Raw genomic sequence first — 13228 nt, forward strand, 5'->3', positions numbered from 1 at the left:
CGCGGGACTTGCACTGCGCGGGACTTGCGCGGTGCGGGACTTTCACTGTGCGGGACGCCGGCGGTTCCAGGAGTCGAGGATGTGCGTGCGCATCGCCGCCGCCGCGGCCGCCGGATCGCCGGCCGAGATCGCGTCGCTGATCGCCTGGTGCTCGTCCAGCGTCTGGCGCATGACCGCCTCGTTGTACTCGCCGTGGTAGCGCATGCTGGTGCGGGCCTTGTCATGGATGCTGTTGACGATGGCCCGCCCGAGCCGGATGCGCGAGGCCGCCATGATCGCGTCGTGGAAGCGGACGTCCGCGGCGCCGAAGTCGGGGGCGGAGGCCAGGTTGGCCCGCATGACGCCCAGCGCCTCGGCGACGCGTTGATCGTCGTCGGGGGTGTGGGCCAGGGCTGCGGCAGCGGCCATCTCGGCTTCCAGCGCGGTGCGTACCGTGACCAGCTCGTCGAGGAAGGTCACGTTCTCGTCGTGCGCGATCACTGAGGTGAGCACGACGTCGTCGAGGAGGTTCCACTGCCGCGGGTCGGTGACCTGGGTGCCGCGGCCGTGCTCGATCCGGACGAGGCCCTTTTCCTGGATCACCTTGACGGACTCACGGATCACCGTGCGGCTGACGCCGAACTCCTCGCACAGCTCGGCCTCGGGCGGCAGCGTCGAACCGGGTCTCAGTGCGCCGCGGACGATGTCGTCGACCAGTTGCTCGACGACGGTCGTGCCCAGTTTGGGGGCCCGGACGCGGCGTGGCCGCTTCGCGGGTAGGTGTGGCCGCACCGGGTCGTCCGTCCATGGACCTTCCGCGTGCTGAGTCAACATGCCCTCCGCTGATTGCGACGGCTTCTGAGTATAGACCATTGTGAAGACGTCATAGGTATGATGTCATATCTCGAAACGTGGCGTTAACGGAGGCCCCATGAGACGACGCAGCCATGCCACCTACCTGTCGGTGGCAACCGCAGCCGCGGTGCTTCTCACCGTCGCGGCCTGCGGTCCCCCGAACCCCACGGCTTCTTCGAAGCCGACCAGTGCCGGCTCCCCGTACGGGTTCACCACCGCCGAGCAGAAGAAGGACGGCAAGCTCGTGGTCTGGGTGGACTCCACCCGGCTCGACGCCGCCAAGGCCTACCAGGCCGCGCACGCCGGCGTACCGCTGGACATCGTCACCTACGACGGCAACGCGAACGGCTCCAACACCCTCAAGACCAAGGTGCAACTGTTCAACCGGGCCGGCGAGGGCTGGCCGGATGTCGTGTTCACCACCGACAACAACACCGCCTCCTGGGCCTCGCAGGGTGACGACGCCTTCGTCGCCCCGCTCAACAAGGGCCTGCTCGACGACGCCACGCTCGGCGGCTTCGCCAAGGGCGCGCTCGACGTGTGCGCCGTCGACGGCACCGTCTACTGCCTGCGCAACGACCTGGCCCAGGTGGTGCTCTGGTACAACAAGAAGCTGCTCGACAAGTTCGGCTACACGCTGCCCACCACCTGGGAGGACTACCAGGCGCTGGGCGAGAAGGTGGCCGCCGAGCACCCGGGATACATCGTCGGCACGGCCGGTGACGCGTGGGCGCCGGAGATCTACATGTGGGGCGGCGAGTGCCCGGCGAACCAGGTCACCGGCGCCAAGGCGATCACCGTCAAGGCGACCGACGCCAAGTGCGTACGGACCGCGCGGATGCTGGACAAGCTCGTCGCGAACAAGACGATGTCCATGCTGCCGCTGTTCGGCCCCGACTTCGCCAAGAACCAGGGCGACAAGGTGCTCATGCTGCCCGGCCCGGCCTGGTACGGCGGGGCGGTGTTCCAGGGGACGCTCAAGACCCCGAAGGGCGAGCTCGCGGTCGGCGACGCGCTGCACTGGGCGGACCAGAACCCGCCGGTGACCGGCAACGTCGGCGGCGGCACCTGGTGGCTGTCGCGGCACAGCGCGAACCTCCAGGCGGCCAAGGACTTCATCAGCTGGGTCGCCACCGCCGACGAGTACCAGGTCGCCCTCTCGCCGGGCTACCCCGCCTTCTCGGCCGCGGCGACCAAGTGGATCAAGAAGCAGCAGGACAGCGGCTACTACGCCGGCGACATCGCCGCGCCGATCGCCGCCGCGGCCGGGCAGGTCTGGTCCGGCTGGGGCTCGCCCGAGTTCAGCCCGGAGGCGGTGTGGGCCAAGACCGTCATCCCCGGCCAGACCGCGGGCAAGACGATCGAGTCCCTGCTCCCGGACTGGCAGACGGCGATTGAGCAGCAGGCTCAAGTGTCCGGATACCAGGTCACCAAGTGAGCGTTGTTGCCACCCATGCCAGGGGCCGGTCCGGCCCCTGGCGGCCGGCCGCCGGGCACGTCTTCGTCTCCGGGTACGTGGTGCTCCTGATCGCGTTCGGGGTCGCGCCCACGGTGTACGCGCTCTACCTCGCCTTCACCGACGGCGACGGGCGCTTCGCCGGCGTCGCCAACTTCATCCGCACCGCCCAGGACTACCGGTTCCTGTCCGCGGTCGGGCATGTGGCCACCTACCTCGTGTTGTGGCTGGTCACCCTGACCGTGCTCGTCCTGGTGCTCGCGCTCGTGGTGCACCGGCTCACCTCGCGCTGGTCCCGGGCCGCGCTGCGGTTCGTCTACTACGTGCCGGGCGCGCTGGCCGGCGCGTCGAGCGTGCTGCTGTGGCTGTTCATGCTGGACCCGTCCGTGAGCCCGGTGAACGGTCTCGTCCGCTCGCTGTGGGGCGACACGCTGGTGCACGTGATCGCGCCCGGACACCTGCCGTGGATCTTCACCGTCATCGCGTTCTGGACCGGCGCGGGCGGCTGGATCGTGGTCATGTACGGCGCGTTGAACAGCATCCCGAACACGGTGATCGAGGCGGCCAAGGTGGACGGCGCCGGGCCGGTGAAGACGGCGTGGCGGGTGCAACTGCCGATGCTGCGCAAGTGGATCGTCTACATGCTGATCCTGTCCCTCGCCGCGGGCACCCAGCTCTTCGTCGAGCCGCAGCTCGTCTCGCAGGCCAGTTTCGGCGTGGTCGGCACCGACTACTCGCTCAACCAGCTCGCCTACCTGTACGCCTTCGACCAGAACGACTTCAACGGCTCGGCGGCGATCGCGATGGACCTGCTCATCGTGGCGCTGTGCTGCGCCGGACTGTTCGTCGCGAAGGGAGGTCTTTTCGATGCGGACTGATCCCACCGCCGGCGTCGCCCGTGTGGTGGGCCGGGGACTCATCGCCGTGCTGCTGCTGGCCTTCGCGCTGTTCTTCGTCCTGCCCATGGTGTGGCTGCTGCTCGCCTCGACCAAGAGCCCGGCCGACCTGATCCACGGAAACCCGCTGTCACCGGGCTCGATCGGCTCGCTCGTCACGAACTGGCAGCACCTCATGTCCTTCCAGGACGGGGCGGTGCTGACCTGGATGACGAACTCCGTCGTCTACTCCGCGCTCTCGGTGGCGCTGACCCTGCTGGTCGGCATCCCGGCCGGGTACGCGATGGCGCTCATGCGCTTCAAGGGCCGGCGCCTGCTGCTCATCGTCACCCTGGTCGTGATGCTGATGCCGGCGACCGCCCTGGTGCTGCCGATCTTCCTGGAGCTCAGCTACCTCGGGCTGGTCAACAAGATGGCCTCGGTCGTGCTGCCGATGTCGTTCTTCCCGTTCGGGGTGTACCTGACCTACATCTACTTCTCCACCAGCGTCCCCGGCGAGCTGCTGGACGCGGCCCGCCTGGACGGTTGCAGCGAGTCGGCGACCTTCTTCCGGGTGGCGCTCCCGCTGGCCAAGCCGGTGGTCGCGCTGGTCGCCTTCTTCAGCTTCGTCAACAACTGGAACAACTTCTTCCTGCCGTACGTGATGCTGCCCAACAGCGCCAACTACCCCATGCAGGTCGGGCTGACGCAGATGCTGGCCGCGACCCCCACCTTCAATCCCGTCGTCGGGGCCAACGCCGAGGTGCAGCCGCCCGAACTGGTGCTGGCCACCCTGGTCTCCATCGCCCCGGTGCTGCTCGTGTTCCTGTTCTCACAGCGCTTCCTGGTCGCCGGGCTGACCGCCGGCGCGACCAAGGGATGAGGAGTACGCATCCAATGACCAGTTCCGCCCGGCGCCCGCCGGTTGTTACGGCGAGCGTCCCCGTCATCGACCCCCCGGCGTGGGCGCTGTCCCAGCGCGCGCTGCTGGACCTGCTGGACAGCGGGTGGCGGCTGTTCGCCGACCGGTACACCCGGCCTGACGGCTCGCTGCGCTACACCGGCCGGCTGTCCACCCGTGACGGCGCGGACGACTTCTTCGAACCGTTCTTCAACTGGCCCCAGCTCTACCTGCTGGGCGGCGCGGACGACCTGCTACCGGCCTCCGCCCACCACTGGCACGGCGTGGTCGCCCAGATGACCGAGCTCGGCATGTTCGCCGAGGAGTTCGAGATCGGCTACGACTGGTTCCATCAGGGGGAGAGCCTGCTCTTCACCTACTTCCTCACCGCCGCCGACCCGGCGGCCTGGGCGGACCGGGCGACCCGGTTCGCCGACCTCTACCTCGGCCCGGCCAACTACGACCCGGCGCACCACATCATCAAGGCCCCGCACAACGGCAGCGGGGGAGCCCGGGAAGGGGTGTCCGACACCCCCGCCTATCCCTGGACCGAGGCGGAGGCCGCCCAGTACGGCTATCCGCTGGACTGGCTGCTGCCGGCCGGCGCGCCGGTCCCGGCACTGGCCGACGATCCGCGACTGGGCACGGAGATGCGGGAGCGCCTGGGCCGGGGCGACGCGGCCGGCAACCTGAGCGTGGCCGGCCTGGTCTGCAACGCCTTCCTGGTCTCCGGCGACGAGCGGTACGCCGGCTGGCTGCGCGAGTACGTCGGAGCCTGGCAGCACCGGGCCCAGGAGAACGGCGGCGTCATCCCGGACAACGTCGGCCTGGACGGTGTGGTCGGCAGCCAGTTGGACGGGCGCTGGTACGGCGGGCACTACGGCTGGACCTGGCCGCACGGCATGTACAGCGTCGGCCAGGCGACCGCCGTCGGCGCGCTCAGCGCCGCGCTGGCCACCCGGGACGACGGCTACCTGGACCTGGTCCGGTCGCTGCTGGACGCGGTCATCGGCCTCGGCGTCAAGCTGCCGTTCAGCCAGAGCGACTCGGCCAACCAGGGCCGCTGGCGCGCCCATCTCGGCCCCGAGGTGGACACCCCCACCCTTCTCGTGCCCTACCGGCACAGCGACAAGGGCTGGTTCGACTACAACCCGATCCAGACCTCGGTCCCGCTCGCCCTCTGGCACCACACCGGCGCGGCTGAGGACCGAGCCCGCCTGGACGCACTGCGCGCCGCGACCGGTTACGACTGGGCGACGGTACGGCCGTTCCGCGACAAGGAGGAAGCCGGGCACGAGGAGCCCTGGTACGCCTACCTGTGCGGCGACAATCCGGACTACCCCCAGCAGATCCTCGCCGCCGCGCACGCCCAGGCCCGCCGCCGCATCGCCCTGCTGGTCGCCAACGCCGACCGGGACCTGCCGGAGGAGGCGATCCACCTGTGGCAGAACGTCAACCCGGTGGTGACCGAGGCACTGGCCCAGTTGATGTGGGGCGGCCCGCAGGTCATCTACAACGGCGGCCTGCAGCAGGCGAGGGTCCGCTACTTCGACGCCGTACGCCGCCGTCCCGGCGTGCCTGACCAGGTCGCCGCCCTGGTCAGCGCCATCGAGCCGGAGGCCACCGTGGTCACGCTGGTCAACCTCTCGGCCACCGACGACCGCGTGATCGTCGTCCAGGCCGGCGCGTTCGGCGAGCACGAGATCGTCGCCGCCACCGCGACCGGCGCCGAGCCCGGCTGGACCGGCCGCGACACCGAGTACATCCACCACGAGCCGGTCCCGACGAGCACCGAACTCGCGGTGAACGGGCCGCACCTCACGGTGGAGCTACCGGCGGGCACGACCGTCACGCTGACCCTGCGGCTGCGGCTGCGGGCCTACCAGCCGTCGTACCGGCAGCCGTGGGAGTGAGGCGCTTCGCTCACGTGCGCCGCAGCAGGTAGGTGTCCATGATCCAGCCCTTGCGCTCCCGCGCCTCGGCGCGCAGGGCGCGGATGCGGTCGCCGACCTCGGCCACCGGTCCGGCCACCAGGATCTCGTCGGGCGTGCCCAGGTAGGCGCCCCAGTAGATGGTGAAGTCGTCGAGGCCGGCGAAGGAGCAGTGGGCGTCCAGCATGACGACCACGTCGTCGGCGGTGGCGCCCTCCTGGGCCAGGCGGCGGCCGGTGGTGAGATGCACGGGGCGGCCGACCTGGGTGAGGCTGGTGCGGTGGCGCGCGGTCAGCGCGGAGACGCTGCTGATGCCGGGGATCACCTCGTAGTCGAAGGCGACGTGCCCGCGCTCCAGGATCTGCTCGACGATGGCCAGCGTGCTGTCGTACACGCCGGGATCCCCCCACACGAGGAACGCCCCGGTCTCGCCGTCGGCCAGCTCGTCGCGGATGAGCGTCTCGCACGCCAGCGCCCGGCGTGCGCGCCAGTCTTCGACGGCGGCGGCGTAGGCGGGTGTGGTCCGGTCCCGCTCGGGGTCGCGGGCCTCGGCGATCCGGTATGGCGCCCGGCCGTGCTCCCGGATCAGCTCCTGCCGGAGCTCCACCAGGTCGTGCTTGACCTCGCCCTTGTCCACGATGAAGAAGACGTCGGCGGCGGCGATGGCCTTGGCCGCCTGAAGCGTGAGGTGATCGGGGTCGCCTGCGCCGATGCCGATGATGAGTAGCCGCTTCACCCGTAAGAGTGTGCCAGACCAGCCGCTATACGATGTTCATCGCCTATCACCCAAGGAGCCTCGTGAACCTGGTCGAGCAGGGCGAACCGTTCGCCGAGTTCTGGCAGGAGCGGCACCTGTGCACGCTCGCCACCGTCCGTCCCGACGGCTCGCCGCACGTGGTGCCCGTCGGCGCGACCCTGGATCTCGCCACCGGCACCGCCCGGGTGATCACCTCGGCGACCTCGTACAAGGCCCGGCTCATCGCGGCCTGCGGGCCGGACGGCGCGCGGGTGGCGCTGTGCCAGGTCGACGGCCGCCGCTGGTCGACGCTGGAGGGCCGGGCCGTGCTGCGCACCGAGCCGGAGCAGGTCGCCGACGCCGAGCGCCGCTACACCGCCCGCTACAAGCCGCCCCGGCCGAACCCGTCACGCGTCGTCGTGGAGATCCAGGTGCTACGCGTGCTGGGGAACGTGTGATCACCGTGGAGATCCAGGTGCTGCGTGTGCTGGGGAACATGTGATCACCGTCGTGGGAGTCGGCGCGGACGGCTGGGCCGGGCTGGCCCCCGACTCGCGGCGGGCGCTGGAGGCGGCCGAGGTGCTCATGGGCGGCCCCAGACAGCTCGACCTCATCCCTCCCTCAGCGGCCGAACGAGTCGCGTGGCCGTCACCGATGCTGCCCGCGCTGCCCGCGCTGATGGACAGCCACGCGGGCCGGGAGGTGTGCGTGCTGGCCAGCGGCGATCCCATGTTCTACGGCGTCGGCTCCACGCTGGTGCGCCTCCTTGGCACGGCCCGGGTACGGGTGCTGCCGCATCTGTCGTCGCTGTCACTGGCGTGCGCCCGGCTCGGCTGGCCCGCCGAACAGGTGACGGTGGTCAGCCTGGTGGGCCGTTCCCTGGCGACGCTGAACGCCGCCGTGCTGCCCGGACTGCGGGTCGTCGTGCTGGGCTCCGGTCTCGACACCCCGTCGCGGGTGGCCGGGCTGCTCGTGGAGCGCGGGTACGGCCCGAGCCCGATGACCGTGCTGTCGGACCTGGGCTCGGCGGCGGAGTGCGCGCAGGCGGGGACGGCCGAGAGCTGGACGGCCGCCGCCCGGTCCAGCCTGCACGTGATCGCCGTCGAGTGCGTGGCGGGGCCGGACGCCGAACCGCTCGCGCTGGTCCCCGGGTTGCCCGACACGGCGTACGAGCATGACGGGCAGCTCACCAAGCGCGAGGTCCGCGCGGTCAGCCTGTCGCGGCTCGCGCCCCTGCCCGGAGAGCTGCTGTGGGACGTGGGAGCGGGTGCGGGCAGCATCGCCATCGAGTGGCTGCGCGGCCACCCGTCGTGCGCGGCCGTGGCGGTCGAGAGCCGGGCCGACCGGGCCGCCGCGATCCGGCGCAACGCCGACGTCCTCGGGGTGCCCGCGCTGCGGGTCGTCATCGGCAGTGCTCCGGCGGCGCTGGAGGGACTGCCCGCGCCGGACGCGGTGTTCGTCGGTGGCGGCGCCACCGTGCCGGGGCTGCTGGAGCGCTGCTGGGCGGCGCTGCGCCCCGGCGGCAGGCTCGTGGTGAACGCCGTCACCCTGCAGTCCGAGGCCGTCGTCGGGGAGTGGTACGGCCGGCTCGGCGGCGATCTGGTGCGCCTGGCCGTACAGCGGGCCTCGCCCGTCGGCGCCTTCACCGGGTGGCGGCCCGCGATGCCGGTGACCATCTGGTCGATCACCAGGAAGGACATGCCATGAGCGGGTACTTCATCGGGGCGGGTCCGAGGCCATGACCGTGTACTTCATCGGGGCCGGCCCCGGAGCCGCCGACCTGATCACGCTACGCGGGGTGCGGCGGCTGGAGTCCTCGCCGGTGTGCCTGTACGCCGGTTCGCTGGTGCCCCGCGAACTCCTGGAGTCCTGCCCGCCGTCGGCCAGGCTGGTCGACACCGCGAACCTGACGCTCGACGAGATCATCACGGAACTGGTGACCGCGCACCGGGCCGGGCTGGACGTGGCGCGGCTGCACTCCGGCGACCCGTCCGTCTTCAGCGCCGTGGCCGAGCAGATGCGGCGGCTGGACGCGCTCGGCGTGCCGTACGAGGTGGTCCCGGGGGTGCCGGCGTTCGCGGCGGCCGCGGCCTCGCTCGGCAGGGAGCTGACCGTGCCCGGGGTCGGCCAGACGGTCATCCTGACGCGCGTCTCGGGGCGCGCCACGCCGATGCCCGACGGCGAGGACCTGGCGACGCTCGGGGCGAGCGGCGCGACGCTGGTGCTGCACCTGGCCGTACAGCGGATCGACGCGGTGGTCGCGGAGTTGCAGCCGTCCTACGGGCCGGGCTGCCCGGTCGCGGTGGTGGCGCGGGCCAGCAGGGCGGACGAGGTGATCCTGCGCGGGACGCTGGCCGACATCGCCGACCAGGTCAGGGCGGCCGGGATCCGGCGTACGGCGGTCATCGTCGTGGGCCGGGTGCTGTCGGCGTCGGAGTTCCCCGACAGCCACCTCTACAGCGCCGATCGGACGAGAACATGCGACGGGTCCTGATCCTCGGCGGCACGGCCGAGGCCAGGGCGCTGGCCGCGGAGCTGGCCGCCGACCCGGGCGTGCGCGTCGTGTCGTCCCTGGCCGGGCGGGTCACCAACCCGCGGCTGCCGGTCGGCGAGGTGCGCGAGGGCGGGTTCGGCGGCCCTGAGGGGCTGGCCGCCTGGCTGGTCGCCGAGGGAGTCGACGCGGTGGTGGACGCCACTCATCCGTTCGCGGCGCGGATGACCGCCTCGGCGGCCGTCGCGTCGGCGAGCACGGGTGTGCCGCTGCTGGTCCTGCGCCGGCCGGGCTGGCAGGAGGGGCCGGGCGACGCCTGGCAGCGGGTCGGCTCCCTGGGGGACGCCGCCGACCTCCTGACCGAGCCTGTGCGGGTGTTTCTCACCACTGGGCGCCGGAGCCTGCCGGTCTTCAGCGGGCTCGCCGGGGTGTGGCTGCTGGCCAGGTCGGTCGATCCGCCTGAGCCGCCCGTCCCCGCCAACGTGTACGTGCTGCTCGACCGTGGGCCGTACACGGTCGAGGGCGAACTCGCGCTCATCCGCGAACACCGCCTCGACGTGCTGGTCACCAAGGACAGCGGTGGTCAGCTGACCACCGCCAAGCTCACCGCGGCCCGGCGGCTCGGGCTACCCGTGATCATGGTGAACCGGCCGCCGCTGCCCGAGGGTGTCCGGCTGGTGGACACCGTGGCGGCGGCCGTGGAGTGGGTTCACGGGTAGCGGCGCGGGGTGTAGACGGTTCCGCTCTTCGTCACGCGGGTGGTCGAGGAGCCGACGATCAGCAGGCAGCGCATGTCCACGCGCGCGGGATCCAGTTCGCCGAGCGTGGTGACGGTGACGCTCTCGTGCGCGCCGCCGACGTCGCGGCCGACCACCACGGGGGTGGCCGCGTCGCGGTGCTCCAGCAGCACGTCACGGGCGGCGGCGAGCTGCCAGGTACGGCTGCGCGAGGCCGGGTTGTACAGCGCCAGCACCAGATCGGCCCGGGCCGCGGCGGCCAGCCGCTCGGCCACCACCTCCCACGGCTTGAGCAGGTCCGACAGCGACAGCACGCAGTAGTCGTGGCCCAGCGGCGCGCCCACCCGGCTCGCCACGGCCTGCGCGGCGGTCAGCCCGGGCACCACGCGTACGGGCACGTCGGGGAAGTCCGCCGCCGCCTCCAGCACGGCGCTGGCCATCGCGAACACGCCGGGATCGCCGGAGGAGACCACCGCCACCCGCGCCCCTTCGCGCGCCAGATCCAGCGCGTGCCTGGCCCGCTCGGCCTCGACCCGGTTGTCGGTGCGGTGGCGGCGCTGGCGCGGGTTGGGCGCCACCCGGTCCACGTACGGGCCGTACCCGACCAGGTCGGTGGCCGCCGCCAGTGCCTCCTGCGCTTCCGGCGTCAACCACGGCCGTCCGGCGGGGCCGAGCCCCACCACGGTGACCTCGCCGGCGACCTCGGCCGGCGCGGGCGTGGGGACGAAGGTCCGTTCGGCCGGGCTGGTGAGCAGGGCCAGCGAGAAGTACGGCACGTCACTGGGGTCCACGTCCTTGAGCGGCGCCACTCGCTCGGCCCCCATGGTGGCGCGCTCGACGTACCAGGCGTCGTCCAGCCGCCCGGCCTCGGCCAGCGCGTCGCGTACCTTCCCGAACGTCCTGCCCAGCTTGAGCACCGCGGCCGAGTCGGTGGCGCGCAACCGCTCGGCCAGCGCCTCGGCGGGCAGCGTGCCGGGCAGCACGGTGAGCACCTCGTCGCGTTCCACCAGCGGGCGGCCCAGCACGGCGGAAGCCGCGCTGACCGAAGTGACGCCGGGCACCACCTCGGTCGGGTAGCGGTGGGCGAGCCGCTTGTGCAGGTGCATGTAGGAGCCGTAGAACAGCGGGTCGCCCTCGGCCAGCACGACCACGGTCCTGCCCGCGTCCAGATGCGTGGCCAGCCTGGCGGCGCAGTCGGCGTAGAAGTCGTCGAGCGCGCCCTGGTATCCGCCCGGATGGTCGGTGGTCTCCGTGGTCAGCGGGTAGAGCAGCAGTTCCTCGATCTGCCCTTCCCTCATGTACGGCAGCGCGATGGAGCGGGCGATGCTGCGGCCGTGCCTGGCGGCGTGATAAGCGATCACCTCGGCCTCGCCGATCAGCCTGGCCGTCTTCACCGTGACCAGTTCCGGGTCGCCGGGACCGAGGCCCACCCCGTACAGCCGTCCGGTCATCGTGATCACTCCGCTTCGCTCGCGATGGCGTTGACCGCCGCCGCCGTCATCGCACTGCCGCCGCGACGGCCGTGCACCACCAGGTATTCGAGGCCGCTGTCGGCCAGCGCCCGCTTGGACTCGGCCGCGCCGATGAAACCCACAGGGATGCCGAGCACCGCCGCGGGTGTGCCCGCTCCTTCCGCGACCAGTTCGAGCAGCCGGAACAGGGCCGTCGGCGCGTTGCCGATGGCCACCACGGCGCCGTCGAGCCGGTCACGCCAGAGTTCGAGCGCCGCGGCGCTGCGGGTGGTGCCGAGCCGTTCGGCCAGCTCGGCCACGCCCGGAGCGCCGAGGGTGCACAGCACCTCGTTGCCCGCGGGCAGCCTGCGCCTGGTCACGCCGGAGGCGACCATCATGGCGTCGCAGAGCACCGGAGCACCGTGGCGCAGCGCCGCACGGGCCCGCGTGACGGCCGACGGTGACCAGTCCACGTCGTTCACCAGGTCGGTCATGCCGCAGGCGTGGATCATCCGCACCACCACCTGGGCCACCTCGGGCGGGATCCCGGTGAGGTCCGTCTCGGCGCGGATGGTGGCGAACGACCGTCGGTAGATCTCGGCGCCGTCTCGGATGTAGTCGGTCACTGCTGCCTTTCCTGGTATCCGTCGGCTGTGGCGACCATCTGAACGACCGGCCCTCGGGGCAGCCCACAGCGCCGCTCGCAGCCGGCCCAGTGCACGGGCACGGCCATGGGACCATCGCGGCCCGCCACCCAGCGCCGCGCGTCTTCCCGCACATCGGCCAGCGATTTGGCGCAGCCGGGGCGGCCGGTGCACGCGGTCACGCCCACCCAGGGGGACGCCGGATCGGTCACCAGCCCGGCCACGTCGAGCAGCCGCGCCACGCGGCCGGCGTCGGCGCGGGACAGGTCGAGGAACACCACGGTCCGCCACGGCGTCAGCCGCACGGCGACGCCGGGCTCGGCGGTGGCGATTGCGCGGGCCTGGACGGCGGTCAACCGGCCGAGCGGGACCACCGCCTCCAGCGTCACGTGGCCGTCCCGCTGCTCGGCGAGCCCCGCGCGCCGTGCCTCCTGGGCGGATGGCGGGCCGTCGATTGCGACGCCGCCCAGCCGGGCGGCGATTCTGGCGGCGCCGTCCGCCAACTCCCCGATCCGCCACGCGGTGCGGTCACGCTGGGCCTCGTCATCGCGCGCAGGGGTGGTCTCCCGTTCGTCGAGGAACGCCTCGGCTGCGGCGATCATGTAGGACACCGCCGTCTCCCCACGTACGGAGAGTCCGGCGTCGCTGCCCGCCAGCAGCAGCCGGGCGGTGCCCCCCGCGCAGGCCGCGAACGTGACATCCGCGCCGAGCCCCACCACGTCGCCGCTCCCGTCGTCCAGCGCGAACAGGAACCGACCCGGCAGCCCGGCCAGACGGGGACATGCGCACAGCGCCCGGTCCAGCGCCTCCACCAGCGGCTGCGTGTCGAGCAGGCCCGCCGGTCCGCGTCCGCTCAGGGGTGAGGCGACGATGTTGCGCACCCGCTCGTGCGCGGCCGACGGCAGCAACCCGGCGGCGGCGATCCGCTCGGCGAAGGCGGTGGCCGAACGCAGGCCGCGCACCTGGACGTTCGCCCGGGAGGTCAGCTCGATCACCCCTGAGCCCAGGTCGGTGGCGCAGGCGGCCAGCTCGCGAAGCTGGGCGGCCGACACCGCGCCGCCGGGCAGGCGGACCCGGGCGAGCGGGCCGTCGGCGGCCTCGTGCACCTGTAGCGCCCCCGGACAGGCGTCGGGGCGCACACGTCCGGAAAAGTCGGCTATGGACACGAAGAG

Annotated in this window: 13 protein-coding genes; 8 read left to right on the top strand and 5 right to left on the bottom strand. The window is 72.2% G+C overall.

Features of this window, described 5'->3' with window-relative positions; all coding sequences use genetic code 11:
* Positions 1 to 42 precede the first annotated feature (42 nt).
* Positions 43 to 813, bottom strand: a complete 771-nt coding sequence (locus AB0F17_RS05000) for a FadR/GntR family transcriptional regulator (protein ID WP_358016402.1) — start codon at positions 811 to 813, stop codon at positions 43 to 45.
* Between the two features lie 97 nt (positions 814 to 910).
* Here AB0F17_RS05000 and AB0F17_RS05005 point away from each other — a divergent pair, with 97 nt between their 5' ends.
* Genes AB0F17_RS05005 through AB0F17_RS05020 form a run of 4 tightly spaced genes read left to right on the top strand, consistent with a single transcriptional unit; the run spans position 911 to position 5979 of the window.
* Complete coding sequence (locus AB0F17_RS05005; protein WP_358016405.1) at positions 911 to 2272, top strand: extracellular solute-binding protein; 1362 nt, start codon at positions 911 to 913, stop codon at positions 2270 to 2272.
* A complete protein-coding gene (locus AB0F17_RS05010; RefSeq protein WP_358016408.1) occupies positions 2269 to 3168 on the top strand; it encodes a sugar ABC transporter permease in 900 nt (299 codons plus the stop codon). The genes AB0F17_RS05005 and AB0F17_RS05010 overlap by 4 nt, the downstream gene beginning before the upstream one ends.
* Positions 3158 to 4048, top strand: coding sequence for a carbohydrate ABC transporter permease (locus AB0F17_RS05015; RefSeq protein WP_358016411.1), 891 nt, complete (start codon positions 3158 to 3160; stop codon positions 4046 to 4048). Before AB0F17_RS05010 ends, AB0F17_RS05015 begins: the two co-directional genes overlap by 11 nt.
* A 14-nt stretch (positions 4049 to 4062) precedes the next feature.
* A complete protein-coding gene (locus AB0F17_RS05020; RefSeq protein WP_358016415.1) occupies positions 4063 to 5979 on the top strand; it encodes a hypothetical protein in 1917 nt (638 codons plus the stop codon).
* Between the two features lie 10 nt (positions 5980 to 5989).
* Here the strand turns inward: AB0F17_RS05020 and cobF are convergent, their stop codons facing one another.
* Complete coding sequence (gene cobF / locus AB0F17_RS05025; RefSeq protein ID WP_358016418.1) at positions 5990 to 6733, bottom strand: precorrin-6A synthase (deacetylating); 744 nt, start codon at positions 6731 to 6733, stop codon at positions 5990 to 5992.
* Between the two features lie 62 nt (positions 6734 to 6795).
* Between cobF and AB0F17_RS05030 the strand changes: the two genes are divergently transcribed.
* From AB0F17_RS05030 to AB0F17_RS05045, 4 genes are read left to right on the top strand one after another with little or no spacing between them, the layout of a single operon-like run.
* Positions 6796 to 7191 (top strand): pyridoxamine 5'-phosphate oxidase family protein, encoded by a 396-nt coding sequence (locus AB0F17_RS05030; protein ID WP_358016421.1) that lies wholly within the window; start codon positions 6796 to 6798, stop codon positions 7189 to 7191.
* 40 nt (positions 7192 to 7231) lie between these two features.
* Positions 7232 to 8440, top strand: coding sequence for a precorrin-6y C5,15-methyltransferase (decarboxylating) subunit CbiE (gene cbiE, locus AB0F17_RS05035; protein WP_358016424.1), 1209 nt, complete (start codon positions 7232 to 7234; stop codon positions 8438 to 8440).
* A gap of 31 nt (positions 8441 to 8471) precedes the next feature.
* Positions 8472 to 9227, top strand: coding sequence for a precorrin-4 C(11)-methyltransferase (gene cobM, locus AB0F17_RS05040; RefSeq protein ID WP_358016427.1), 756 nt, complete (start codon positions 8472 to 8474; stop codon positions 9225 to 9227).
* Positions 9212 to 9943 (top strand): cobalt-precorrin-6A reductase, encoded by a 732-nt coding sequence (locus tag AB0F17_RS05045; protein ID WP_358016430.1) that lies wholly within the window; start codon positions 9212 to 9214, stop codon positions 9941 to 9943. Before cobM ends, AB0F17_RS05045 begins: the two co-directional genes overlap by 16 nt.
* On the opposite strand, the gene AB0F17_RS05050 is transcribed toward AB0F17_RS05045, so the two are convergent.
* From AB0F17_RS05050 to cobG, 3 genes are read right to left on the bottom strand one after another with little or no spacing between them, the layout of a single operon-like run.
* Positions 9934 to 11412, bottom strand: coding sequence for a precorrin-2 C(20)-methyltransferase (locus tag AB0F17_RS05050; protein WP_358016433.1), 1479 nt, complete (start codon positions 11410 to 11412; stop codon positions 9934 to 9936). The two genes, AB0F17_RS05045 and AB0F17_RS05050, sit on opposite strands and share 10 nt — an antisense overlap.
* A gap of 5 nt (positions 11413 to 11417) precedes the next feature.
* A complete protein-coding gene (locus AB0F17_RS05055; protein ID WP_358016435.1) occupies positions 11418 to 12038 on the bottom strand; it encodes a precorrin-8X methylmutase in 621 nt (206 codons plus the stop codon).
* A complete protein-coding gene (gene cobG, locus AB0F17_RS05060; RefSeq protein ID WP_358016438.1) occupies positions 12035 to 13222 on the bottom strand; it encodes a precorrin-3B synthase in 1188 nt (395 codons plus the stop codon). The genes AB0F17_RS05055 and cobG overlap by 4 nt, the downstream gene beginning before the upstream one ends.
* Positions 13223 to 13228 lie beyond the last annotated feature (6 nt).

This window comes from Nonomuraea sp. NPDC026600 (assembly GCF_040638335.1).
Taxonomy (GTDB): Bacteria; Actinomycetota; Actinomycetes; order Streptosporangiales; family Streptosporangiaceae; genus Nonomuraea.